Source organism: Paenibacillus sp. Marseille-Q4541, from assembly GCF_018310695.1.
Taxonomy (GTDB): domain Bacteria; phylum Bacillota; class Bacilli; order Paenibacillales; family Paenibacillaceae; genus Paenibacillus.
Map to the genome: position 1 here is coordinate 17,671 of NZ_JAGXCY010000008.1, position 24,343 is coordinate 42,013.

Below are 24,343 nucleotides of genomic sequence, written 5' to 3' on the forward strand. Positions count from 1 at the left end.
CACGCCGAAGGCTACAGAGGTTTTGCTCTACCTATTCTGCTGATGGAAGCAGGCAGACAGACGCCGAAGGCTACAGAGGTTTTGCTCTGCCTATTCTGCCGATGGAAGTAGGCAGAAAGACGCCGAAGGCTAAAAAGGTTCTCCCATCGTCAGCCCAGTTGATATCAGGCTGACCTCATGCCGAAGGCATCAAACTAACTAACATCAAGGTGAGGGTGGAGTGAAACACACCCGACACCCAGTCCCCCATGTAGAGCGAGTGTTCTGGATTCTGAGCGACTTTTGGCTTTGAATGCAGACGACTCATCTACGAAGAAATACTCCGCATTCAAAACAAGTCGGAGCGAAGAAGCCAGAACAGGAGTGAGGATCTAACTATGAAAATTACCTTTATCCCCTTGGATGAAAGACCATGTAACTATGAATTCCCGTACATGCTCGTCCAAGGGACAGAGCACCAAGTAGATCGGCCCCCACTATCCATGATGGGACAGAAAAAAACACCTGGCGATTGGGACCAGCTATGGACTTGGCTTGAAGAAAAAATAGAAACGGCAGATGGGGCAGTAATTGCCCTGGATACTTTACTGTACGGAGGGATTATCCCGTCCAGGCTGCACTATTTTAGCGAATCAGTCCTGCTCGAACGGCTGAACCGTCTGCGGAAAATAAAAGAGAAGCGTCCGGAACTAAAACTACTAGCCTTCCAGTTAATTATGCGTTGCCCGCAGTACTCTATTTCCGATGAAGAACCGGATTATTATGCTGACTGGGGACGTGAAATTTTTCGAAAGGGTTACATTCGTCACCGTAAAGAACTGAACATTGCAACCCACGACGAGTTACAGGAACTCAGCGATATAGAGAAGCGCTTACCGGATGACGTGCTGAATGACTATCTAGGTCGAAGAAAAATAAATATGGAAGCGAACAAAGCAGTACTGGATCTTGTTAAAGACGGTATCATCGATTTTCTCATTTTTCCTCAAGATGATTCGGCCCCATATGGTTATACAGCCAAGGACCAGCAGGTGGCAAGGCAGCGAATCGGGGAGCTTGATCTAGAGCTGACTGCTTATATGTATCCGGGAGCAGATGAAGTTGGCTGTACGCTGATGGCGAGGCTGATTAACGAATGGAAAGGAGTACAGCCTCTTGTATATCCAAGGCTCTCTTCGATCCAGGGTGCTTTTGTTACCCCGGTGTACGAGGATCGATTTTTCTATGAGACGTTAAAATATCAGATTACAGCTGCAGGTGCACTCATCGCCTCAAGTATTGCCGAAGCCGACATTGTCTTACTGGCAAGTACACCGGGAGAAACGATGATGGAAGCCGTATCGCAGGAGCATCCTTTTTTTAGCTACGATGTCTATCGAAATTTGATGGAACTGGTCGAGTACGGAAGTTACTTGATAAAGCAAGGAAAGGCCGTAGCCGTAGCGGATGTAGGATATGCTAACGGGGGAGATCTGAAGCTCGTTAAGATGTTGCGCCAAAAGGGAATGCTGTTTCAGCTGGCTGGTTATGCCGCTTGGAATACAAGTTCCAACACACTAGGTACAGTGATATCTCAGGCTCTTCTGTATACCCATTATGGACGTACTCAGGAACATCTGGATTTTCTTGCGCTTCGGTATGCTGAGGATGCGGGTTACTGTGCTGTAGTACGGAAAGAACTGAACGCAGGGCTGGTAGACCAGATGGGGTATAACAAATTTTTGCTCGATGGACCTAGGGGCAGGGTCGCAGAATATGTGCGACACCGGTTGGCCGAAGTGTTACAAGAGAAGATCAATGGGCCGGAAGGCGAGGTAACGATTACGGATTGCTATATGCCGTGGAATCGTACTTTTGAAGTCGGGCTGAAAGTTACGTATCACGCTGCACAGACGGATTGATGTAGACAACAGCTGGAACTAGGGAGAAGGATGAAGGAAGAAGGTGGCATCAGGTATGAATACGATTATGAAGCAGATACGTCATGGACTGATTGCATCGTGTCAGGCTTTGCCGGGGGAGCCTCTTTTCGGTGCAGACACCATGGCGAAGATGGCAAAAGCAGCCGAGGAAGGAGGAGCCATAGCAATTCGGGCGAATAGTGCCGATGATGTGCGAGCAATTAAGCAGATGGTCGAGCTGCCTGTCATCGGAATCGTGAAGCGAGATTACCCGGATTCTGATGTGTACATCACGCCTACAACAAGAGAAGTAGATGAACTGATTGCTGCAGGTGCCGATATGATTGCACTTGATGCAACAAGGCGTAAAAGGCCTGGCCAAGTCACACTGGAAACGATGGTCGCGTATATGCAGTCCCGGAACATGCCGATCATGGCAGACATCTCGACACTGGAGGAGAGCTTGTATGCGGCTTCCCTCGGCGTTACTTGCGTATCAACTACCCTTTCCGGATATACGCCGTATTCTCCGAATCTGAATGGACCGCATTTGCAACTTGTAAAAGAGGCAGCCGAAAGGCTTACGGTACCTGTCATAGCAGAAGGAAGGATTCATGAGCCTGCGCAAGTGGAAGAGGTTCTGAAACTGGGGGCTTATGCCGTTGTGGTGGGTTCAGCCATTTCCAGGCCGCAGCTAATAACAAAGCGGTTTGCAGATGCCGCACGGAAGGCAGTGATCTCAATCGATGGAAATGAATGATCGTATCCATACGTATTTCCCTTCCCTCACTAAGTCCGAGCAAAAAGTAGCGGAATGTGTTCTCGCCAACACCGATGAAATGATGTATTACTCGGTTACCGAACTTGCTGATTTTGCTTGCGTTGGGGAGACGACAGTTATGCGTTTTTGCAGGAAGATCGGATTTAAGGGTTATCAGGATTTCAAATTGTCTCTTGCCCAGAATGCCGGCTCGAAAAAGTCGGATGATCAGGAAGAAGATAATAGTGATTTTGTGAGGATGATCTACGAGACGAATGTTAACATTCTGAAATCGAGTATGAGTTTGCTTGCAAAAGATAAGCTCATGCAGGCGATCGAATGGATTGATGAAGCGAGATATGTACAATTTTTTGGGGTCGGTGCCTCTGGTATTACGGCACTTGACGCTAAAAACCGATTACTTCGAATTGGAAGAAGATCTGAGGCGGCAGCGGACAGTCATATTCAAGCTATGATGGCTGTCAGTATGTCAGAAGGGGATGTAGCTTTCGGGATTAGCGTTTCAGGAAGCACGTTTGACACGAATGACATGCTCATGAAAGCCAAACAGAGCGGTGCCAAAGTGATAGCCATTACCAACTATGCCAAATCTCCTATTACAGCCATTGCGGATATTGTGCTGCTGACCGCAGGTAAAGAAATGCCGCTTGAGGGTGGTTCGATCGGAGCTAAAATTTCACAACTGTTTATTATCGATCTCATCTGTGAAGGATTGGCACACCGAAATGTCATTCAAACGAAACAGATGAAAGAAAAAACAGCGAGGGCAGTAATAGACCGCAGCTATTAAGAACCTATCGATTGCTGGGTAACTAACTGCACTTAAATGAGGAGGCACTATGCATACACAGTTTATGGAGGCAGATATCGTTATCATTGGTGCAAGTCTAGGGGGTACCGCTGCAGCACGAGCCGCAGCCAAAGCGGGGAAACGTGTCATTATGACGGAGGAGACCGATTGGATCGGAGGTCAGCTTACTTCGCAGGCCGTTCCGCCAGACGAACACAGGTGGATTGAATCATTTGGCTGTACTGCAGGTTATCGCGAATTTCGGGATCGGGTGAGGGCTTACTATAAAAGCAATTATCCACTGACCGAAGAGGCTATGGCTGACCCTTTGTTAAACCCGGGAAACGGGTGGGTAAGCCGGATTGCACATGAACCGAAAGTAGCGCTCCGTGTATTAGAAGATATGCTAGCTCCTTATGTGAATACAGGGCAAATTCAAATTTTATATCATACTGTACCTATATCTGCAGAAACGCAAGGACCGGAGATTGTTTCCATACAAGTGAGAAATGAGAAGAGTGGAGTAGAGTACCTGCTGACCGGGCAATACTTCCTGGACGGTACAGATAACGGGGATCTCCTACCATTAACGGGTACAGAGTACCTGATCGGTAGTGAATCGGCACAACAAACGGGTGAACCCCATGCACTGGATGAAGCTGATCCGGAAGATATTCAGTCCATTACCCACGTGGCAGCAGCAGAGTATATTGAAGGTGGAGATTTTACAATCGAACGCCCAGCGAGTTATGAATTCTGGAAATCCTACACACCGTTGTTCGCTGACATCCCTCTCCTCAGCTGGTTCACTGCAGATGTAAAGGACACAGCTAAACTGAAGCAGTATACGATGTTTCCCAATGATCAAGGCATTGTCCCGCTTTGGACGTATCGTCGTATCGTTGATCCATCTATATGGCGTGAACCCCTTCCTTCGGGCGAGGTCACTTTACTCAACTGGGCACAAAATGATTATTATCTAGCTCCCGTAATTGGCGTAACGCCGGAACAGAAAAAGATACACGAAGAGCAAGCGAAGGAACTGACAAGGTCACTCGTGTACTGGCTGCAGACGGAAGCCCCAAGATTAGATGGGGGAAAGGGGTATCCAGGTCTAAGACTGCGCGGAGATATACTTGGGACTTCGGATGGTCTGGCCAAGACAGCCTATATCCGAGAATCAAGAAGACTGAAGGCAATGTACACGATTAGCGAGCATGATGTAAGTAAGGAGCTACGCGGAGAGCAGGGCATTAAACGATATTCAGACAGCGTGGGCGTAGGGAGTTATCATCTGGATTTGCATCCAACAACGAAGTCTCAGCGAGCTTTTTACATACCTAATTATCCTTACGAAATTCCGCTGGGATCGCTGATTCCCATTCGGATGTCCAACTTCCTTCCGGCCTGTAAAAATATCGGAATGACCCAGATAGCCAATGGATGTTATCGTCTGCATCCGACCGAATGGAATATAGGGGAGGCTGCCGGATACCTTGCTGCGTACAGCATTACACATGGCATCCGCCCAAAACAGGTATACGATTCAGCGGAACATGTAGCCTCCTTCCAGCAGCTTCTAGAGGAGCAAGGAGTGGAATTGCACTGGCCTGATGAAGTATACGATTCTTTATATTAGACGGAAGAAGCAGCCTATTTTCTCCGCATAGGAGGGGATAATCGGCTGCTTTTTATTTTTATATCTTCTTCGGAGAACGTTCCCCTATCTTCACCTGAAACGCAGCAATGGCAGCATACTCTTCCTCAAACTTACGGGAGAGGCGAATAAAGATAGGCAGCAGCTCCCGGTAGATAGGGACCGTTTCTGGTTTCGGATCATGATGATAAGTAGATCCAATCATTTCTTTGGCAGTGTCTAGGGAGTCGGTTCGTCCTGTCGCATATAAGCCAAGAATAGCGGCGCCAAGACAGGAGCTTTCAATACTTTCCGGGAAAATAACTTTTTGATCGAAAATATCGGCCATCATCTGTCTCCACAATTCGGAGCGAGCAAATCCGCCGGTTGCATGAATATATTTGGGTGTTCCGATCTGTTCCTCAATGGCGAGCATGACGGTATACAGATTAAACAGCACTCCTTCAAGGGCAGCGCGTACCAAATGTTCTTTTTTATGCTGTAACGTAAGGCCAAAAAAGGAACCCCGGGCATCGGAATTCCACAGGGGAGCACGCTCACCCATCATATAAGGATGGAATAAAAGTCCGTCTGAACCCGGTCGTACTTGCTCGGCAATATCGGCAAGAACTTCATAAGGATCTTTTCCAAGACGCTTGGCAGTTTCCACTTCAGAAGAAGCAAGTTCATCACGAATCCAGCGGAAAATAACCCCTCCGTTATTCACGGCTCCGCCAATGACCCATTTCTGCTCCGTCAGTGCATAACAGAAATATCGGCCTTTCGGATCGGTAATCGGGTGGTCTACCACTGTACGTATGGCACCGCTGGTGCCGATAGTAATGGCTACAACACCTGGATCAATCGCTCCCACCCCGAGATTGGACAACACGCCATCACTTGCACCAACGATAAAGGGAGTAGAAGGAGTAAGCTGCATTTGTTCAGCATAGGAGGTATCCAGATCATGAATGACGTGGGTTGTAGGTACAAGGCTCGATAAGTGATCCGCCGTAATGCCTGCGATGCGCAGTGCCTCTTCATCCCATTCTAGGGTCTCCATACGAAGGAGCCCTGTAGCCGAAGCAATGGAATGGTCTACGATGTAAACGCCAAAGAGCTTAAAGAAAACATATTCTTTAATAGAAATGAATTTATCAACCTGTGGCATCAGCTCCTGCTGCTCCCGGGTGAACCACATGATCTTTGTCAGTGGCGACATGGGATGGATCGGTGTACCTGTTCTTGTGTAAATGTCGTGGCCAGTCTTATCTTTTTTTAGTAGGGCAGCGTAGGGTGCACTTCGGTTATCTGCCCAGGTTAGAGCCGGAGTTAACCTTGTACCAGAACGATCCATGGCAATAACACTGTGCATAGCTGAGCTGAAGGAGACAAAACGGACTTCACCAGCAGGAGTCTTACTGTTTATCATGACCTGCTGAATCGTATAGACGACAGCTTCTACAATGAGGTCAGGGTCCTGTTCTGCTTTCACTGCGCCTTCGGTATGTAAGGGATAGCCTTTACTTGCTTCAGAGATAATCGTTCCGTCTTCTTCGAACAGTACGGCTTTGGTGCTGGTCGTTCCAATATCTACCCCAATCATGTAAGAAACGGAATGGTCTGCCATCTTGAATACACCTTCTTCCTGAAAAATAGGAAAGGACCGCAGCAAGAGCGGCCCTTTCCGCATTCTTTTTACGTACAAAGCTAGTATTCTGCATTAACCGTTATTGGTACTCGCTAATCTTTCTTTTTTATGTTGCTCCCTACATTGCTTACTAGCTCAGTCTTTAATGGCACCGGCAGCAATATCCGAAATAAACTGTTTGCTCACGAACAGGAACATAATGATTAGCGGCACGATGGCAAGTAAGGTACCCGCGATAATCATAGAATAGTCCGTATTATAGAGACCGTTTAGCTGGGACAAGGCAATTTGGAGCGTGTATTTCTTTTCGTCTGTGAGCACAATGAGCGGCCAGAGATAATCATTCCATACCCCGATAAAAGTAAAGGCGCCGAGAAAGGCAAAGGCCGGTCGAAGGATTGGCAGAGCTACGTTGAAATAGAGCCGGAAGAAACCCGCTCCGTCCATTCGGCCGGCATCGAGCAGCTCGCCTGGAATCGATCCTTCGGCGTATTGCCGAATCCAGAAAATACCGAAGGCATTGACCATGCCGGGAATAATGAGTGCTTTGTAAGAACCTACCCAGCCGAGTTCCGCCATAATAACAAAGGATGGGACAAGGGATAGCTGGGAAGGCACCATCATCGTCGTAAGCAGAATGATGAACAGTATGTTTTTCCCTGGGAATTCGAACTTAGCAAAGGCAAACCCGGCCAGTGAATCAAAAAATAGGACGAGCACCGTTACGGCAGTGGCTACAAATAAAGTGTTCAAAAAAGCCCCGAAAAAATCGATCTGAGTCATTACCCTCGAAATGTTGTTCCACAATTCTCCGCCAAACCACAGCTTGGGAGGAAACTGATAAATATCCGATGTGGTTCTTGTTGACATAACCAGTAGCCAATAGAAGGGAAACATGGAGATCATGAGCCCGATGGCTAAACCAAGATAGAGAATGATCGATTTAAGCTTTGACTGCTTCATGGAACTCACTCCTTCTATTTGGATGATGTGCCTTGGACAACCTTCCAGTTAATGAACGAGAACAGGGCAATGATGAGGAACATTCCCCAGCCGACCGTTGCACCATAACCGAAATAGTTATTAATGAACGATTCACGGTATAGATAGAGCACAATGGTCATTCCAGCTCCGCCCGTTCCACCGTCATTGCCAAGCAAAATTTGCGGCTCTGTAAAGAGCTGCATACCGCCGATCGTAGAGGTAATAACGGTAAAGAGAATAACGGGACGTAGCAGTGGAATCGTGATACGGAAAAAGGACTGAATCCCGGTAGCACCGTCGATTTTGGCTGCTTCATATAGAGTGGTTGGGATGCTCTGTAAACCGGCGAGATAAATGACTGCGTTATATCCGGTCCAGCGCCAGATGACCATGGATGAAATGGCTACTTTGATTCCCCAAGGCACATCGAGCCAAGCGACTAAAGGGATGTTGAACAAACCTAGCACATAGTTCAGTACCCCGTAATTGTTGGAGAACAAGGCCGCAAAAATAATCGACACGGCTACAATCGATGTAACATTCGGAAGAAAGAAACCGATTCGAAAAAAGGTTTTGAAGCGGACAAACGGTGCATGGAGTAAAAAAGCTACGACGAGCGCAAAAAAGAGCATGGGAATGGTGGAATAGATCCAGATCATAAAGGTATTGCCTACGGCTTGCCAGAACTCGGGATCAGTCAGCATATAGCTGAAATTATTGAACCCGTTATATGTCATTTCGCCAATGCCATCCCATTTATGAAAGGCAAGGTAGAGAGAGAACCCGATAGGAAACAGGCCAAAGATGGCAAACAAAAGATAAAAAGGGGAGATGGCGGTATACACTGCCCGGTTTTTCCAAATCTCTCTTCCTAATTGGCGCTTTGGTGGGACTGGCAAATAAGCTTCTGTTGGTTTGGACTTTACAGGCTGCTGCATAAAGGTGCCTCCTTTTCATTTGGGCGAAAATGGGGTCTGCTTTTTGCTCTTATTCGTTTTCCTATCTCTTCAGTTCCCGCTCAACCCGTTGCATAGCTTCATCGAAGGCGGTGTCCGGATTTAGACTATTAATATTATTAAGCCAGCGCGACATAATGCCGTGTACGGAAGGATAACGTTCTCCAAAGTAAGATACTTTTACATTTTTAGCAGATTCAGCAAAGATTTCCCCAGTCGCCTGTCCTCCAAAGAAGGGTTCGCTTTCCCGAATTGTGGAACTATCAAAAGCACTTATAGTGGATGGGAATAAGTTTGTTGTTTTGAGCATGGTGAGCTGGTTCTCCGGATTTTGCAGCCATTTGATGACCTCAAATGCTTCCTGCGGGTGCTCACTCGATTTCGGAATCGCCATAAAGGAACCACCTACGTTCCCATCACCGCCAGGAGCTCGAGTCACGCGCCATTTCCCCGCGGTATCCGGTGCTGCTTCCTGGAGCGGTTGCTTCATCCACACAGCCCCTACAAAAGCGGCTATTTTCCCTTTGTTCACACCTGCGTTCCACTCCGGTGACCAGCCGTCTGCATTGGCAATCAGTCCATCTTTGTTAAAAGCAACGGCCATATCCCAGGCCTCACGAATGGCCTTGTTGCTGTCCCCTATAAAATCTCCTTCGGGAGTAAAATACTTCTTGTCACTCTGTGAAATTATCTGATTGTATACGTTTTCAATATTGTCGTACATAAAAACTTTCCCACCGAATGCTTCCTTCAGCGTAAGTCCTGCCTTTCTGTAATCCTCCCAAGTGCTCATCAGCTGATGAACCTCTTCGGGATCTGTTGGAAGTCCAGCTTCTTTAAATAAATCTTCCCGATAAAATAAGGCGGTCGGTCCTGTATCCATGGGGAAACCGATCATATGGCCTTCGGGTGTGACCCCTTGCTTCCACTTCCAATCTAGATATTGATCCTCTACCTCAGCTGCTCCCAGTTCATACAAATCATAAAAACGATCCTGACTTGGAAATAGCTCCATAACCCAGTCGTTCATTGCGACGATATCGGGTTCACCCGACTTAGCAGCGAGGGTCGTTTTTAATTTGGATTTGAAGTCCCCGCCAATCTTCTGTGTAACTAGGTTGATATTGGGAAATTGTTCTTTGGCTTTTTGAAGCAGCTGATCATCAATACTTCGGTTCCAATACCACAATGTAAGCGTTATCTTTTTGTTGGACGACGATGGATCAGCAGTTGATGGAAAGCTGCAGCCGCTCAAAACAAGAACCAAAATCAGTGTTACGATTGTCCAGGTTCTCCGTTTCATAATGACGATTCCCCCTTTAGTTGTAATTAGACTGGCCTTACTTCCAGTTTATGTTCGATATGTGATGATATGTATCCTCCTCACTAACTTGCTATACCCAAATATTTATATAATGAAACAAAGTGAATGAATAAAAAAGCAATAAAAAAGCCAACCGCTAAAGCGGCTGGCTAGTTCATTTTTTCTACATTTTTTTCTTGATTTCATCTTTTAAAGCTTCGGATGAAGTACCGAAAATAATTTGGACGGCACCTTGACCAAGACGCATAACACCTGAAGCACCCAGTTTTTTGAGCTCTGCATCATTTACGGCTTTCTCATCGCGTACAACGAGGCGGAGGCGGGTAATACAAGCGTCAATACTTTCGATATTGTCGGTACCACCAATGTGTCTCAGTACTTTGTCTGCCTTGGTATCTCCCGAAGTGGAGGCACCTGCAGCAGTATCAGCATCTGTTACGGTTCCTTCTACCAATTCGTCATCGTCTTCTCGGCCTGGAGTTTTTAAGTTAAACTTCAAGATTACGAAGCGGAACAGGAAGTAGTAGACAACTCCGAAAGCGAGACCGATCGGAATGAGCAGAAGCGCATTCGTTGACAGCTTCATATTTAGTAAGTAGTCAATCAGACCTGCAGAGAAAGCAAATCCAAGCTTCACATCAAGCATGTACATGACGAGACCGGAGAGACCCGTAAGTACCGCGTGAATTACATAAAGAACAGGAGCTAGGAACATGAACGAGAATTCAAGCGGCTCTGTAATCCCTGTAAAGAAAGAAGCTAGTGCCGAACCGATGAAGATTGAAGCAACCATCTTACGTTTTGCAGGTTTGGCTGTGTGAATCAGTGCAAGTGCTGCTGCTGGCATGGCGAACATCATAATCGGGAAGAAGCCAGACATAAACATACCTGCTGTCTTGTCACCCGCGAAGTAGCGAGTAAGGTCACCATGAACAACTTCGCCAGCTGCATTCGTAAAGTCGCCGATTTGGAACCAAGCGATGGAATTCAGTACGTGGTGAAGTCCAATCGGAACGAGCAAACGGTTGGCTGTACCGAAGATGAAGGCGCCAATTCCGCCTAGACCTACGACCCAATTACCAAATAAAGCGATAGCATCTTGAACTGGGCTCCAGATCATACCTAACAGGGCCGCTAGAATAATGGTAGAAATGGAAGTGATAATGGGAACAAAGCGTTTCCCTGAGAAAAAACCGAGCCATTCTGGAAGTTTCATATTATGGAAGCGTTTGTAGAGATAGGCAGCAAGAATACCCGTAATAAATCCGCCGAGAACACCGGTGTCCAGCTTCACATCGTCCGGAATATAGTCAAATACAAGAGGTACCTGCTCAAGAACTTTCACAAGAATCAAGTAGGAGATCACTGCAGATAATGCGGCAACTGCATCTCCAGCCAAACCTATGGCAACACCGACAGCGAAAATAATGGCCAGATTACCGAAGATCGTTCCGGCACCTGCGTTCAGAAACGGGGTAATGTACTGGTTGATGAATCCGCCAACTGCGCCGAGTGGAATATCCTTCTGATAGTCAATTAGTGCGAAGCCTTGCAGTATCCCCGCAGCAGGAAGCGTTGCAACTGGCAGCATCAGTGACTTGCCGAGTTTCTGTAAACCTTTTAGCATAATTCATTACACTCCTTAATTTAAATGAAAATAATTTTCGTTAAACAAGCTCCCTTTATAAAAATTGTTTTTGCTTAATAGATTCTAATAGATAAGCACTTATTATGGAATAGGACTTTTAGCATCCCAATTTTGCACATTGTGTTGACTTCTGGATAGCTAGCATATAGATTAACTATACAAAAATAATCCAATGCGCTTCGCTATTGTAAGCGCTTCATATCAGATTGTGCAACAAACAATAACTGGAAGGGAAATGAATCCGATGACCTTTCTTACACAACCTTTGTTACCTGCAGTAAAAAGCATGAAACAGCTAGAGTTTTTACTAAGTAGACCCGTTGAATACATTATTCTGCTTGACTCTCATGTAGCGCAGATAAAGAACATTGTTGAACTGGCTAGACAACACGGAAAACAAGTATTTCTGCATGCAGATCTAATTCAAGGCTTGAAGAATGATGAGTATGCAGCCGAGTTTCTGTGTCAGGAAATCAGGCCTGAAGGACTCATCTCGACCAGAGCCGATGTCATCCGGGTTGCGAAGCAGAAAGGCCTTGTGGCTATTCAGCGTATTTTTTTGCTCGACACTATCGCTCTGGACAAGAGCTACGCCTTGCTTCAGAAAACCAAACCTGACTATATAGAAGTATTACCAGGTATTATGCCTCGAATCATCTCAGAAGTTTCAGAAAAAACAGGAATAAAATTAATTGCTGGTGGACTCATTCGAACGGTTGAAGATGTAGAGAATGCAACAAATGCCGGTGCAGTCGCTGTAACCACGTCCAATGAGGAACTCATTCGGCACTATATATAAGATAAAATAGAAATAATTTACTGCAAGGAGGTAAACAATGGAACAATATATTATGTCTTTGGATCAGGGGACGACCAGTTCAAGAGCCATTTTATTCAATCAAAAGGGTGATATCGTATACAGCGCACAACGTGAATTTACACAGTATTTTCCGAAACCGGGCTGGGTTGAACATAACGCGAGTGAAATCTGGAGCTCTGTCCTAGCTGTCATTGCGAATTGTTTAGCTGAATCTGAGGTGAATCCTGCCCAGATTGCTGGGATTGGTATTACCAATCAGCGAGAAACGACGGTGGTGTGGGAGAAAGATACAGGACATCCGATCTACAATGCGATTGTCTGGCAATCAAGGCAGACCTCTGATATTTGCACAAGTATGAAGGATGACGGGCTTGAGGATTGGATTCATGACAAGACAGGCCTTATTATCGATCCTTATTTTTCTGCCACGAAAGTAAAATGGCTTTTGGATCATGTGGAAGGGTCTCGGGAGAGAGCAGAAAGAGGAGAGTTACTCTTTGGTACGATTGACAGTTGGCTCATTTGGAATCTGTCAGGTGGAAAGGCGCATGTCACGGATTATTCCAATGCTTCCCGTACGATGATGTACAACATTCATGAGCTGAAGTGGGATCAAGAAATTTTAGATTGTTTGCAAATTCCTGCAGCGATGCTGCCTGAAGTTAAAGGATCATCAGAAATATACGCCTATACCGTACCTTATCATTTCTTTGGTTCAGAAATTCCGATTGCTGGAGCGGCAGGCGATCAGCAGGCTGCTTTATTCGGGCAGGCTTGTTACCGAGAAGGGGACATTAAAAATACATATGGCACAGGCTGCTTTATGCTCATGAATACCGGGGAGAAAGCGATCCGCTCGAAACATGGGCTCATCACGACGATTGCATGGGGAATTGGCGGAAAAGTGGAATACGCCCTGGAAGGCAGTATTTTTGTAGCTGGATCTGCCGTACAGTGGCTGCGGGACGGACTTCGAATGATTCGAGACGCTAGTGATAGTGAGCTGTATGCCTCCCGGGTGGAGTCTACGGATGGGGTGTATCTTGTGCCTGCTTTTGTAGGGCTGGGCAGCCCTTATTGGGACAGTGACGTACGCGGGGCAATGTTTGGTCTTACACGAGGAACGACGAAGGAACACTTCATTCGCGCGACCTTGGAGTCGCTGGCTTATCAGACGAGAGATGTGTTAACCGCCATGCAGCACGACTCTGGGAATACACTGGCTAAGATGAGGGTAGATGGGGGTGCCGTGAGGAACAATCTACTCATGCAATTTCAGAGTGATATTCTCGGTTGTCCGGTGGAAAGGCCCATCATTAGTGAAACGACAGCACTTGGCGCTGCATATCTAGCTGGCTTGGCGGTTGGTTTCTGGAGCAGCCGTGAAGAGATTAGTGAGCAATGGGTTTCGGAACAAATTTTCGAGCCGGTTATGGGAGAGGAAGAGCGGGAACGGTTGTATGGCGGCTGGCAGAAGGCTGTCCATGCGGCAATGGCTTTCAAAATGTAGAACTTCCATGAGTAGACAAACGTGGAAAAAGGGGAAACGTGTTTTCATGTGTGGGGCCACGTGGTAAAATAATTAGTAACAAGTTAATATCTGTCAGGAGACGAGGAGAGACTGCGAATCCACATGGGCCACATGCCCATGTGTTGTTTCGTGGTCTTTTTTTGTTAAATAGACATAGACAAGAGAACTCAATAAAACGGAGGTTATCCATATGGCAGCAGGATTTGCAGAGTTAACAAGGCAACAGGCGATAGAAATGATGGAGAAGGATACGTATGACCTGCTCATTATTGGGGGCGGCATTACGGGAGCAGGTATTGCTTTGGATGCAGCAACACGAGGAATGAAGGTTGCCCTTGTAGAGATGCAGGATTATGCAGCAGGGACTTCTAGCCGCTCAACGAAGCTAGTTCATGGCGGATTACGATATCTCAAGCAATTTCAGGTCGACGTCGTTGCCGAAGTTGGCAAAGAAAGAGCGATCGTCTATGAGAATGGTCCACATGTGACGACACCAGAGTGGATGCTACTTCCTTTTTACAAAGGGGGGACGTATGGGAAATTCATGACCTCTATTGGACTCAGAGTTTATGACTTCTTGGCAGGTGTGAAGAAAAACGAGCGAAGAATGATGCTGAGCAAAGAAAAGACGCTACAGAAAGAGCCGCTGCTGAACGATAAGGACATGTCTGGTGGGGGCTACTACGTGGAATACCGTACGGATGATGCGAGACTGACGATTGAAGTTATGAAGGAAGCAGTCAAGCATGGAGCGCATACGGTTAATTATGTGAAGGCGAATCAATTTCTATATGAGAACAAGCAAGTTAAAGGTATCGAGGCACGAGATCTTGTGTCAGGAAAGGAATTTACGGTGCGAGCAGCGAAGGTTGTGAATGCAACCGGTCCTTGGGTAGATGAACTTCGCGAGCTGGATCATTCTAAAAAAGGGAAAGTATTGCAGCACACGAAGGGTGTACATCTGGTCATTGATCAAAGCCGTTTCCCACTGAAGCAGGCGGTCTATTTTGATACCCCCGACGGACGGATGGTATTTGCCATTCCTCGGGATGGAAAAGCATACGTAGGTACTACCGATACGGTCTACCGGGATGACCTGGCCCATCCTCAAGTAGAATCTGAAGATCTGGAGTATGTAATTGAGGCGATTCATTATATGTTCCCAGATGCAAAGATAACAAAGAATGATATAGAGTCCAGCTGGGCAGGAGTTCGTCCGCTGATCTATGAAGAAGGGAAAAGTGCATCCGAAATTTCACGTAAGGACGAAATTTGGCAGTCCGAGACGGGACTGATCACCATTGCTGGTGGCAAACTGACCGGTTACCGGAAAATGGCGGAGACGGTGGTGGACCTGGTGGCAAAGTTACTCCTTTCGTCAGATCAAAGAAGCATCTCGCTCTGCAAGACCAAACGAATGCCTATTTCAGGAGGTCATGTGGGTGGAAGCAGCGGATATCCCGCATTCGTGAAATCCATGGCAGAAGAGGGAGAACGTCACGGGTTTACACGGGAAGAAGCGATATCCCTTGCAAAGATGTACGGTTCTAACACCCAGCGGCTGTTTCAAATTTCAGATCGTGTAGAGCATAAGCTGAGCCCAGAATATGGACTACCCAAGCCGCTATTCATTCAGCTTGTCTACGCTATGGAGGAAGAGATGGTTGTGACTCCTGCTGATTTCTTCGTACGACGTACGGGCAATTTGTTTTTCCGGATTCAGCAGGTTGAGCAATATAAATCCGCTGTTATTGCGTATATGGCGCAAGTGAATGGATGGACTGATATGGAGAGAGAGATTTATAGCCAAGAGCTGGAGCAGTTGATTTTAGAGGCGAAGCCGCAGCTGGCATAAAGATAAAGATATGTAGAACATAAGGGGGATATTAGAATGACATTACACATTGGAATTATTGGCACGGGATGGTTTAGCAAAGTGCACGCAGATCTGCTGCAACAGATAAAGGATGTGAAGATACAAGCGATTCTCGGCACAAGTAAGGAAAAGGCGCAGACGATGGCTGTAAAATACGGAGCTGTCAGTTATGAGGATGTCACCACGATGCTTGAGCAGGAGCATTTAGATGCGGTGTATGTCTGTGTTCCTCCAATGGCCCATGGAGAAATTGAGTTTGCACTCATTGAGCGGGGCATTCCTTTTTTTGTTGAGAAACCTCTGTCAGTGGATCTTGATCTGCCAATGCGTATTGAAGCAGCCGTTCGTGAAACGGGGTTACTTACGGCGGTCGGGTACCACTTACGCTATCAGAAGAATGCCGAGAAGTTAAAACGGGAGCTGTCGGGACAAACGATCGGTATGGCCAGCGGTTGCTGGAATGGAGGCATGCCGGGAGTAGCGTGGTGGAGGGACCAGGAGGGTTCGGGCGGTCAGTTCATTGAACAGACGACTCATATTGTAGATCTACTCCGTTATGTCGCCGGAGAAGTGGTGGAAGTGCAGGCCATGTATGCTGGACGCAGCATGCATAAACTTCATGAAGGAGTGACTGTTCCTGATGTGGGAACCGTAAACTTGAAGTTGCAAAATGGCGCCGTTGCTAACATCATGAATACCTGTCTACTTCCAGATGGAGTTGCAGGAAGAGCAGGACTCACTCTATATACATCAGAGGGCATATGGGACTGGAATCCAGAACAGCTTGCTGTATCCCTGACGGATGGCCAGCGTACGACTGCTAATGACAATAATCCTTATAAGAGTGAAACGGAAGCTTTTCTTCACGCACTTCGGACGGGGGATCGCAGCTTGATTCGATCTGATTATCATGATGCACTCCGCACTCAGGCGGTCACGGTAGCTGCGCTACAGTCTGCTCGTTCAGGAGAGCGCTTGTTTATTTCAGAGCCGGCTAACCAAACATAACAAAGAGACTTCCCATCTATATTCTAAAGATGGATAACGAGAAACAAGCCCTTCTCCAAAACAGGAGAAGGGCTTGTTTGCATTGTATAACTTTAACGTACCTATTGCTGGGGCTATTACGGAATGATTCATGTCATGTCGTCTGAGAAAACTTACATCAAATGATACCGTTTACTAAAGAAGTTTCTTGAGTTGAGATACACGACCTTGGCTAATGCCTAGTTTCTCAGCAACTTGATTTTGAGAGATGCCAGGGTGAGTATCCAAAATTTCTTTCATTTTGCGCAGCATTTGTGCTGTCTTTGGTCTTACATCACGAGCAAATTCGTCTGAGCTGGTCGCGAACGGATGTCTATGTACATTAGGTTTTACTGACAATTCTGGCTTGATAAAGTAGGTTGCACGTCGTTCATGCTCAGAAAGTGTCGTGTCTTGTCGTTCGCCTGCAGGAATATCGACTACATTTTCAGCATATTTCAACTCTTTTGCACAACTTTTGCAGATAAATTGTTCCTTGAAATACATTTCAGTGTCTACATTTCCGCAAAAAATGCATAAAGTAGACTTGTATTTACGAAGAATCAACTCCTTACCTTCAATAAAGAACTCAAGCGGATCGCCGATATCAATCTCCATGGTGTCACGCATCTCTTTCGGAAGAACTATGCGGCCAAGGCGGTCGAGCGCTCTTTTCATACCGGTTCTCTTCATGGGTAATCTCCCCCGCTAATCAGCGATATTATCGTTCCTTCATTTTAAGGTAAGAGTGTCCTGCAATACAATAACTTTTTGAAAAAAAAGGTAGAGAAGGCGTGTTAAGAGAACAAGAACATCGATATAACGGGAGAAATTGCCAGAGTAATCACTGCGGAGAGTACCATAGAGATGCTAGAAATGGTCCCAGTAAGAGGACTAAATTCGAATGCTTTGGAAGTCCCGGTACCGTGCGCACTTGTACCAAACAAAATTCCGCGTGCAATTTCTCCGTCAATTTTCAACAATTTCAGTGTGTAAGGTCCAATCAAAAGGCCCATCAGTCCAGTCATGACAACAAAGACTGCAGTGATCTGAGGGACACCACCGATCATGGAAGACACGTTCATAGCAATCGGTGTAGTGATGGAGTGAGGCAGTAGACTCGACTCTAGCCCGGGATCAAGCTGCAAACCTTTGGCAACGAGAATCGAGGAAGAGATAGCTACGATAGAGCCCAGTGACACACCGGTAACGATTTCACGCCAATACTGCTTCAGCTCTTTTAAATATTTATAAAGCGGGATAGCGAATGCAACGGTTGCAGGTTGCAACAGAAGAGTCAGCACGCTCCCGCCTTTGTTGTATGAGGTATAAGATGTATTTGTTGCCAGGAGAACAACAATAATGACCAAGGGTACAATAATCAGCGGGGATAGGTACACTTTAGGCAACTTTTTATACATTTTTTTGGCTAGCAGGTAGATGGCCAGTGTGAACATGAGACAAAGTACTGCGGTCATTTTGTTTTTTCTCCTTTCTTTTCGCCATGGCGGTTGCAACGAGTCCAGATACGGCCATAACAAGGAATGTACTAATGAGAATGACAAGTAAAATACTTAGGCCATCCTGCTTCATCATATCGAAATAGTTCATGATCCCAACGGCGGATGGAATAAAGAACAATAAAAGTTCTGCTAGTAACCAACTTGCGCCTGCTTCAATCCAGCTGAGTTTAATGACGCCGGTTTGCAGGAGGATAAACAGCACCACCATACCAATAATAGATCCAGGAATGGGGAGGTGCAGGAGATTCGTCATCCCGTTCATAAGCAGAGCGAACAAAAGCAGGAGCAGGACCTGAAATAAGATCTTTCCTGTTTGTTTCATGAGATGGACCTCCTTAAAGAATAGATAGAACAGAATGTGAGATAAGTAACTGAAATTTTGTGAAATGTGAATGTTTTGTTACTGAAAATTTTACAAGAAATTCTTTCATGAGTAAAATGCATATTAAGTATTTGTACTATTCCTTTTTTCTATAGAAGGAAAGGAGTTTGATCTATGGATATAAGGCATCTACATTATTTTCTGGAAGTAGCCCGGCAAAAGAGTTTTACTAAAGCTGCTCAGGCACTTTATATAACGCAGCCGACAATCAGCAAGACGGTGAAAAGTCTGGAGGAAGAACTGGGAGTAACTCTGCTTGACCGATATGGTAAAAAGGTAGAACTTACTGACGCAGGCGAAGTTTTTGCAAGACAAGCTCAGGAGATTGTCACTTCTTTTCATAACTTATCTTCCGAGCTGGATGATTTAATGAATCTTCAAAAGGGCCATATCCGTATTGGACTTCCACCCATGATCGGTTCTAGCTTTTTTCCTAAGGTCATTGGAGAATTTTATAAGCAATATCCCAATATAACGATTCAGCTGTTTGAGGACGGCGGTAAGAAAGTAGAGTCGGATGTCGCATCCGGAGCTCTTGATATTGGAGTCACGGTTTTGCCAGCTGATGAGTCCTTACTAGATGGATATGTTTTTGTTACAGAATCACTTAAGGTCGTTCTTCACCCTACTCATCTGCTCGCAGGAGAGAAGGAAATTGATTTATCGGATCTGCGCGAGGATGCATTTATTCTGTTCAGGGAAGACTTCACGCTGCATGACCGAATTATTGGTGCATGTCAGAAAGCAGGCTATCAGCCGCGGATTATTTATGAAAGCGCACAGTGGGATCTTATTAGCAATATGGTGGCAGCGGGGCTCGGTGTGGCTCTCATGCCGGAGACCATTTGTAGGGAGCTTGATGTGGAAGAGGTATGCATTTTGCCACTGCAAGAACGAATTCCTTGGGAACTTGGAATGGTATGGCGTAAAGAACGTTATCAATCGTTTGCTGTACGTGAATGGATTGCATTCACAGAACAAATGCTAAAACAAAAGGGCTAAACATCATGTCCGTTCCCTGATACAATAGCCGTAACATCTTTATCTCAAGGTAAAGGGACCAAGGAGGATTTGCCCATGAAACTTCGCGTATCCGCAGTGCAATATATGCTACAAACGATCAGTAGTTTTGAACAATTTGCTGCTCAGGTCGAGCATTATATAAAAACGGCCGAGGAATTTAGTGCAGAGTTCGTATTATTCCCGGAATTTATGACGACTCAGCTCATGTCTATCGGAGATGAAGAAGGCAAAGCACTTGGTATTGAAGATTTACCTGATTTTACAGACGCGTATGAAGAGCTGTTTATGAAAATGGCCCAAAAATATAACATCCATATCGTGGCGGGTACACACGTCATTCGTAAAGAGGACAAGCTGCTGAACACAGCGCATCTTTTCTACCCAGATGGACGCATTGGCCGTCAGCCTAAGTTACATATTACCCCTACAGAAGTGACAGAGTGGAATATGGAAGCAGGAGAGGACCTACAAGTATTTGAGACTGACAAGGGGACCATTGCTGTACTCACTTGCTACGATATCGAATTTCCCGAAATTGTACGTATGGCAAAAGCCAAAGGAGCAGATGTTATTTTCTGTCCTTCTTGTACGGATGATCGTCATGGTTTCTACCGTGTTCGGTATACGAGTCATGCAAGAGCTGTGGAAAACCAAGTATATGTAGTACTTACAGGTACGGTTGGCAGTCTGCCAACGGTGGATTTCATGCGTGCAAACTATGGTCAGGCAGCGATTATTACACCTAACGATATTCCGTTTCCTCCGCGAGGCATTATGGCTGAAGGGGAAATTAATGATGATATGATCGTAACGGCGGACCTTGATCTGGATTTACTTTATGAAGTAAGGGAACGTGGTTCAGTAACGACTTGGCGTGATCGCAGAGTGGACCTGTATCCAGACTGGCCAACGTCTTAGAAGACCGGAGGTTGTGTGACCTTGCAGAACGGCTCATATTACAAGGAAATGTACATTGTATCAGACAGTAAGCCTGTCCCAGTTGTCATTCGCAGTTATACACAAGAGGATTTTGAGGAACTCATTGCGATTCAGGCAGAATGTTTTCCTCCCCCTTTTCCCAAGGATCTATGGTGGAATAAGGAACAGTTGCTCAGCCATGTCACACGTTTTCCAAAGGGAGCCTTGTGCGTAGAGGTGGAGGGAGAAATAGCTGGCTCCATGACAGGACTGGGTACAAACTTTGATCCTGCTCATCCCGATCATACTTGGTCTGAGGCAACGGATGACGGGTATATTCGCAATCATCGTCCTGATGGAGATACCTTGTACATTGTAGATATTAGTGTTCGTCCTAAGTTTCGAAAGCTTGGAATGGGACAGTTACTCATGCAGTCGATGTATCATGTAGTGATCCAGGAAGGGATGGTTCGTCTGCTTGGGGGTGGAAGAATGCCCGGCTACCATAAAGTTGCTTCGAAGATGAATGGGAAGGAATATCTGGATACCGTAGTGAAGGGTGAGCTGCATGACCCTGTCATTTCTTTTCTACTTCGATGCGGTCGTACTCCTGTAACGGTAGTGAAGGATTATCTTGAAGATGAAGAGTCCTGTAACTATGGCGCCCTGATGGAGTGGCGCAACCCTTTTTGCAGTTTATAATTTGATCAGGAGGTTTACGAGAAATGGAATACATTCGTATCGTTTCAATTGAAAACCCGCTATTTGTAGAAATGCATCAACTGATGCAGCAGGTGTTTCCTCCGGAAGAAGTACTTGATTTCCCTCTATGGGAAGAGCCGTTAAAAGATCCAGGTATCCGCGTGTTCGTGGCTGTCTCCGATGATAAAGTAGTAGGTGCTACCGAGTACCGATATTATGAGGACTGGAATGTAGCGATGACGGATTTTACGATTATTGGACAAGACGGGCTTGGCATTGGACCATTCCTTGCTGCTGAACGTAAAAGAGATCTGAACCGTCTAGCCGAAACCGCGGGTAAAGAGCTCTTTGGTATGTTTGCTGAAATTTATAACCCGTATCTTTCGGATGAGCATGACTTTGGAGGAATCAAGTCGATGAATCCATATGTACGGCGGGAAGTATTATCTCATCTTGGGTACAAGCGGATTGATTTCCCATATGTGCATCCTTCCTGGCAAGGGGATGGCGAAGCGGTGAGCGGACTCGATCTGTGCTTTATGCCATCCGATGCTTCTGTCACTAGTATTTCCAGCAGACTGGTAGCAGATTTCCTGAAGCGGTATTACATGGTGCTTCCTGTAAAACCGGCTCAGTGGACCTCCATGGTAGAGGATTTGGAGTCCAGGGAAGAACTCGATTTGAAACGGCTGTAACAGAAATGTGACGAGATGCAGCAGAGTCTCATTGTATTTGCTTGCATTGTTTCATATGTTTAAAAGGAAAATCCCTCTGTACATGTACAGAGGGATTTTTTATATTTTCATACTAAGATGAGTGCAGCGTTACCGCATTGGCAGCTGACTTACATAGCTGTCGGAATAGTGAAGAAGATTCAGAGCACGTTCATACTGTTCTTTGCTTACTTTTCCTTTATTTAAGTTCTTACCCGTTTCCTTCAGACTATCAGGAGGTGGGTCCAAGGAGGAGATGAACGATGGATCAGCCGTCTCTTCTATGGAAGGTAAAGGGTACTGTGTGCCATCTTCATATCCACTGCCTGGGACAAACATTCCTTCTTCCGTAATGAGCGATCCTGAAGGAAGATAATATCGCTCTGGCAGGAGATTAGAGTGCCCGTTAAGCAGGTCTTGACCAAAATGAATATATCCATCCATGGATACGCCAAGCAAACTTGCAACGGTCGGTACGATATCCGACTGACCCCCAAGCTGATCGATACGTGCCGGATCAACCGCACCTGGAGCAGATATGATGAGCGGGATATTCATCATATCTGCTCGCGTATAGTCGCGTCCAAAGATCTCTTTCATAAGGGTACGATCCTTTTCTTCCAGTGAATAGAGAGGTAGTCCCAGATGATCTCCGTAAAGAACGATCAGGCTGTTATCCCATACCCCGTTATCTTTAAGCTGCTGGATAAACGTACCGAGTTCATAATCGGCATAGTTTTGGGATCGGATGTAATCACCTACGAGCGTATTTTCATAGCGGGCAGGAAGCTCCATTTTGTATTTGCTTTCCGGCAGATGATATGGATGGTGTGCGGACATGGAGATAACCTGAGAATAAAAAGGTTTGCCCGTGTCCTGGAGTGCTTTGAGCTCCTTAGAAGTCTTCTTGTAGAGCACTTCATCAGAAGCAGCAAATGCAACGGCATCTTCATTTCCGAAGAAGTCCATATCGTAATACTTACCGAAACCGAGCGCAGCATACATCTCTTTGCGGTTCCAGAACTCTACCTTGTTGGTATGAAAAGTTGTTGTGTTATATCCGTATTTATCTAGTAATTTTGCTAAACTAGGCACTTGAAAACCAGCGTATTCCTGAGAGGCAGCACCTCTTGCTGGAATGTAATACGACGAATTCACGACAAATTCGGCATCCGATGTATTTCCTTGACCTACTTGCTGATAAAAATGCGGGAAATACAAGCTTTCTTTAGCAAGTTTATTTAGATTAGGTGTTATTTCTTTACCATCGATATGAAGTCCAATTAAAAAATTTTGGAATGATTCCATTTGAACAATGATGACGTTACGACCTTTGGCTGCATCCCAGTAAGTGGAGATGGCAGGCTGATCAGGAGTGAAGCCTTTCATTGTGTTAATTTTGTGCTGTGTGATCTGCTCCTTGGGTACCGGTTTCCCCGGTTTATCTGCTGCAATCATATAAGCTTCATAATTCAATATCCCCATGGATTCCGCTTGAGTCAGCTCATTCATACTCGCACGGTTAGGCCAAACGTTAAAAATAGTCAACAGTGCAGAAAAAGCAAAGATAGCGACAGCCGTTTTCTTACCTATGCGTGGAAGAGATCTAGTTGTCTGGAAGACCAACTTGCTCCTTTGAATTCTGCGCCGAATAAAATAAACGCAAAGGACGATGATGTCGACGAAGATGAGCAGGTAATAAGGTGCAAGCAGAGAGAAGACGCTGCTGTTTACAGAAGTAACTTGATTGACTTGTGCTAAAGCGTGATAGGTCACAATTACTCCATAATATTTGTAGTACATAATTGCGGCGAAGAAAACAATCGTAATCGTCAGATTAGCAATCATGTAGTAACCGATCTTTCTTTTGTGAGAAAACCGTTCAATAAAACAAAAAATAAGCCATACAAAAGGGACCTCGGTCAGTAAAGGTTGCCAAAGAGGAATGTTGTCAAAGATGGCATACCAAGTAAGATAGCTTTTGACAATCATAATTAAGGTGAAGAATACAAATGGTTTCGTAATAAATCTGCTCCATGTTGGACGTTCCAACAGGTTCCCTCCTTCACTTCAATTCCAAGTAATTTAATTGTAAAATAATGGTCTTATTATATAATAATTCCGAGCGTGTGTTACACCCTTAACCATAAAAAATATT

General features: G+C 45.6%; 21 protein-coding genes. 12 read left to right on the forward strand and 9 right to left on the reverse strand.

Features of this window, described 5'->3' with window-relative positions; translation table 11 throughout:
- Positions 1-377: 377 nt before the first annotated feature.
- The 4 genes from KFT32_RS11265 to KFT32_RS11280 are packed head-to-tail and all read left to right on the forward strand — an operon-like array spanning position 378 to position 5,111.
- Positions 378-1,901, forward strand: a complete 1,524-nt coding sequence (locus tag KFT32_RS11265; protein ID WP_211747306.1) for a DUF4127 family protein — start codon at positions 378-380, stop codon at positions 1,899-1,901.
- Between the two features lie 55 nt (positions 1,902-1,956).
- Complete coding sequence (locus KFT32_RS11270; RefSeq protein ID WP_211747307.1) at positions 1,957-2,661, forward strand: N-acetylmannosamine-6-phosphate 2-epimerase; 705 nt, start codon at positions 1,957-1,959, stop codon at positions 2,659-2,661.
- Positions 2,648-3,472, forward strand: coding sequence for a MurR/RpiR family transcriptional regulator (locus KFT32_RS11275; protein ID WP_211747308.1), 825 nt, complete (start codon positions 2,648-2,650; stop codon positions 3,470-3,472). Before KFT32_RS11270 ends, KFT32_RS11275 begins: the two co-directional genes overlap by 14 nt.
- A gap of 49 nt (positions 3,473-3,521) precedes the next feature.
- Positions 3,522-5,111: an FAD-dependent oxidoreductase gene (locus KFT32_RS11280; protein ID WP_211747309.1), complete on the forward strand. Its 1,590-nt coding sequence runs from the start codon at positions 3,522-3,524 to the stop codon at positions 5,109-5,111.
- A 58-nt stretch (positions 5,112-5,169) separates the two neighbouring features.
- Here KFT32_RS11280 and gntK read toward each other — a convergent pair whose 3' ends face one another.
- The 5 genes from gntK to nagE all read right to left on the reverse strand — a co-directional run bounded on the left by gntK (position 5,170) and on the right by nagE (position 11,650).
- A complete protein-coding gene (gene gntK / locus KFT32_RS11285; RefSeq protein ID WP_211747310.1) occupies positions 5,170-6,738 on the reverse strand; it encodes a gluconokinase in 1,569 nt (522 codons plus the stop codon).
- Positions 6,739-6,894: 156 nt separating this feature from the next.
- A complete protein-coding gene (locus KFT32_RS11290) occupies positions 6,895-7,722 on the reverse strand; it encodes a carbohydrate ABC transporter permease (RefSeq protein ID WP_211747311.1) in 828 nt (275 codons plus the stop codon).
- 14 nt (positions 7,723-7,736) lie between these two features.
- Positions 7,737-8,681 carry a carbohydrate ABC transporter permease gene (locus KFT32_RS11295; RefSeq protein WP_211747312.1) on the reverse strand — a complete coding sequence of 315 codons (945 nt, stop codon included), beginning with the start codon at positions 8,679-8,681 and terminating at the stop codon, positions 7,737-7,739.
- Between the two features lie 61 nt (positions 8,682-8,742).
- Positions 8,743-10,002 (reverse strand): ABC transporter substrate-binding protein, encoded by a 1,260-nt coding sequence (locus tag KFT32_RS11300; RefSeq protein WP_211747313.1) that lies wholly within the window; start codon positions 10,000-10,002, stop codon positions 8,743-8,745.
- A gap of 184 nt (positions 10,003-10,186) precedes the next feature.
- Complete coding sequence (gene nagE / locus KFT32_RS11305) at positions 10,187-11,650, reverse strand: N-acetylglucosamine-specific PTS transporter subunit IIBC (protein WP_211747314.1); 1,464 nt, start codon at positions 11,648-11,650, stop codon at positions 10,187-10,189.
- 265 nt (positions 11,651-11,915) lie between these two features.
- On the opposite strand from nagE, the gene KFT32_RS11310 reads away from it, so the two are divergent.
- The 4 genes from KFT32_RS11310 (at position 11,916) to KFT32_RS11325 (ending at position 16,906) form a co-directional block, all read left to right on the forward strand.
- On the forward strand, positions 11,916-12,470 hold the full coding sequence (locus KFT32_RS11310) for a glycerol-3-phosphate responsive antiterminator (protein WP_211747315.1): 555 nt from the start codon (positions 11,916-11,918) through the stop codon (positions 12,468-12,470).
- Positions 12,471-12,507: 37 nt separating this feature from the next.
- Positions 12,508-14,001, forward strand: a complete 1,494-nt coding sequence (glpK, locus tag KFT32_RS11315; RefSeq protein ID WP_211747316.1) for a glycerol kinase GlpK — start codon at positions 12,508-12,510, stop codon at positions 13,999-14,001.
- A gap of 211 nt (positions 14,002-14,212) precedes the next feature.
- Complete coding sequence (locus KFT32_RS11320; protein ID WP_211747317.1) at positions 14,213-15,877, forward strand: glycerol-3-phosphate dehydrogenase/oxidase; 1,665 nt, start codon at positions 14,213-14,215, stop codon at positions 15,875-15,877.
- Between the two features lie 36 nt (positions 15,878-15,913).
- Positions 15,914-16,906, forward strand: coding sequence for a Gfo/Idh/MocA family protein (locus KFT32_RS11325; RefSeq protein WP_211747318.1), 993 nt, complete (start codon positions 15,914-15,916; stop codon positions 16,904-16,906).
- A 174-nt stretch (positions 16,907-17,080) separates the two neighbouring features.
- On the opposite strand, the gene KFT32_RS11330 is transcribed toward KFT32_RS11325, so the two are convergent.
- The 3 genes from KFT32_RS11330 to KFT32_RS11340 all read right to left on the reverse strand — a co-directional run bounded on the left by KFT32_RS11330 (position 17,081) and on the right by KFT32_RS11340 (position 18,769).
- Positions 17,081-17,617: an AbrB/MazE/SpoVT family DNA-binding domain-containing protein gene (locus KFT32_RS11330; protein WP_211747319.1), complete on the reverse strand. Its 537-nt coding sequence runs from the start codon at positions 17,615-17,617 to the stop codon at positions 17,081-17,083.
- 104 nt (positions 17,618-17,721) lie between these two features.
- On the reverse strand, positions 17,722-18,402 hold the full coding sequence (locus tag KFT32_RS11335; protein ID WP_211747320.1) for a CidB/LrgB family autolysis modulator: 681 nt from the start codon (positions 18,400-18,402) through the stop codon (positions 17,722-17,724).
- On the reverse strand, positions 18,338-18,769 hold the full coding sequence (locus tag KFT32_RS11340) for a CidA/LrgA family protein (RefSeq protein WP_211747321.1): 432 nt from the start codon (positions 18,767-18,769) through the stop codon (positions 18,338-18,340). Before KFT32_RS11340 ends, KFT32_RS11335 begins: the two co-directional genes overlap by 65 nt.
- Positions 18,770-18,943: 174 nt before the next feature.
- On the opposite strand from KFT32_RS11340, the gene cidR reads away from it, so the two are divergent.
- From cidR to KFT32_RS11360, 4 genes are all read left to right on the forward strand, one after another.
- A complete protein-coding gene (gene cidR, locus KFT32_RS11345) occupies positions 18,944-19,831 on the forward strand; it encodes a cidABC operon transcriptional activator CidR (RefSeq protein WP_211747322.1) in 888 nt (295 codons plus the stop codon).
- A gap of 75 nt (positions 19,832-19,906) precedes the next feature.
- Positions 19,907-20,770 carry a carbon-nitrogen hydrolase family protein gene (locus KFT32_RS11350; RefSeq protein WP_211747323.1) on the forward strand — a complete coding sequence of 288 codons (864 nt, stop codon included), beginning with the start codon at positions 19,907-19,909 and terminating at the stop codon, positions 20,768-20,770.
- A gap of 48 nt (positions 20,771-20,818) precedes the next feature.
- On the forward strand, positions 20,819-21,472 hold the full coding sequence (locus KFT32_RS11355; protein WP_211747447.1) for a GNAT family N-acetyltransferase: 654 nt from the start codon (positions 20,819-20,821) through the stop codon (positions 21,470-21,472).
- Between the two features lie 23 nt (positions 21,473-21,495).
- Positions 21,496-22,167, forward strand: coding sequence for a GNAT family N-acetyltransferase (locus KFT32_RS11360; protein WP_211747324.1), 672 nt, complete (start codon positions 21,496-21,498; stop codon positions 22,165-22,167).
- Positions 22,168-22,296: 129 nt separating this feature from the next.
- On the opposite strand, the gene KFT32_RS11365 is transcribed toward KFT32_RS11360, so the two are convergent.
- The gene (locus KFT32_RS11365; RefSeq protein ID WP_211747448.1) at positions 22,297-24,177 is read right to left on the reverse strand and encodes an LTA synthase family protein; all 1,881 of its coding nucleotides are present in this window, start codon (positions 24,175-24,177) and stop codon (positions 22,297-22,299) included.
- Between the last annotated feature and the right edge of the window lie 166 nt (positions 24,178-24,343).

Bases quoted from the DNA above. Each gene is read 5' to 3' on its own strand.
- KFT32_RS11265 (WP_211747306.1), top strand. From the start codon at position 378: ATGAAAATTACCTTTATCCCCTTGGATGAAAGACCATGTAACTATGAA.
- KFT32_RS11270 (WP_211747307.1), top strand. From the start codon at position 1,957: ATGAATACGATTATGAAGCAGATACGTCATGGACTGATTGCATCGTGT.
- KFT32_RS11275 (WP_211747308.1), top strand. From the start codon at position 2,648: ATGGAAATGAATGATCGTATCCATACGTATTTCCCTTCCCTCACTAAG.
- KFT32_RS11280 (WP_211747309.1), top strand. From the start codon at position 3,522: ATGCATACACAGTTTATGGAGGCAGATATCGTTATCATTGGTGCAAGT.
- gntK (WP_211747310.1), bottom strand. From the start codon at position 6,738: ATGGCAGACCATTCCGTTTCTTACATGATTGGGGTAGATATTGGAACG.
- KFT32_RS11290 (WP_211747311.1), bottom strand. From the start codon at position 7,722: ATGAAGCAGTCAAAGCTTAAATCGATCATTCTCTATCTTGGTTTAGCC.
- KFT32_RS11295 (WP_211747312.1), bottom strand. From the start codon at position 8,681: ATGCAGCAGCCTGTAAAGTCCAAACCAACAGAAGCTTATTTGCCAGTC.
- KFT32_RS11300 (WP_211747313.1), bottom strand. From the start codon at position 10,002: ATGAAACGGAGAACCTGGACAATCGTAACACTGATTTTGGTTCTTGTT.
- nagE (WP_211747314.1), bottom strand. From the start codon at position 11,650: ATGCTAAAAGGTTTACAGAAACTCGGCAAGTCACTGATGCTGCCAGTT.
- KFT32_RS11310 (WP_211747315.1), top strand. From the start codon at position 11,916: ATGACCTTTCTTACACAACCTTTGTTACCTGCAGTAAAAAGCATGAAA.
- glpK (WP_211747316.1), top strand. From the start codon at position 12,508: ATGGAACAATATATTATGTCTTTGGATCAGGGGACGACCAGTTCAAGA.
- KFT32_RS11320 (WP_211747317.1), top strand. From the start codon at position 14,213: ATGGCAGCAGGATTTGCAGAGTTAACAAGGCAACAGGCGATAGAAATG.
- KFT32_RS11325 (WP_211747318.1), top strand. From the start codon at position 15,914: ATGACATTACACATTGGAATTATTGGCACGGGATGGTTTAGCAAAGTG.
- KFT32_RS11330 (WP_211747319.1), bottom strand. From the start codon at position 17,617: ATGAAGAGAACCGGTATGAAAAGAGCGCTCGACCGCCTTGGCCGCATA.
- KFT32_RS11335 (WP_211747320.1), bottom strand. From the start codon at position 18,402: ATGACCGCAGTACTTTGTCTCATGTTCACACTGGCCATCTACCTGCTA.
- KFT32_RS11340 (WP_211747321.1), bottom strand. From the start codon at position 18,769: ATGAAACAAACAGGAAAGATCTTATTTCAGGTCCTGCTCCTGCTTTTG.
- cidR (WP_211747322.1), top strand. From the start codon at position 18,944: ATGGATATAAGGCATCTACATTATTTTCTGGAAGTAGCCCGGCAAAAG.
- KFT32_RS11350 (WP_211747323.1), top strand. From the start codon at position 19,907: ATGAAACTTCGCGTATCCGCAGTGCAATATATGCTACAAACGATCAGT.
- KFT32_RS11355 (WP_211747447.1), top strand. From the start codon at position 20,819: ATGTACATTGTATCAGACAGTAAGCCTGTCCCAGTTGTCATTCGCAGT.
- KFT32_RS11360 (WP_211747324.1), top strand. From the start codon at position 21,496: ATGGAATACATTCGTATCGTTTCAATTGAAAACCCGCTATTTGTAGAA.
- KFT32_RS11365 (WP_211747448.1), bottom strand. From the start codon at position 24,177: ATGATTGTCAAAAGCTATCTTACTTGGTATGCCATCTTTGACAACATT.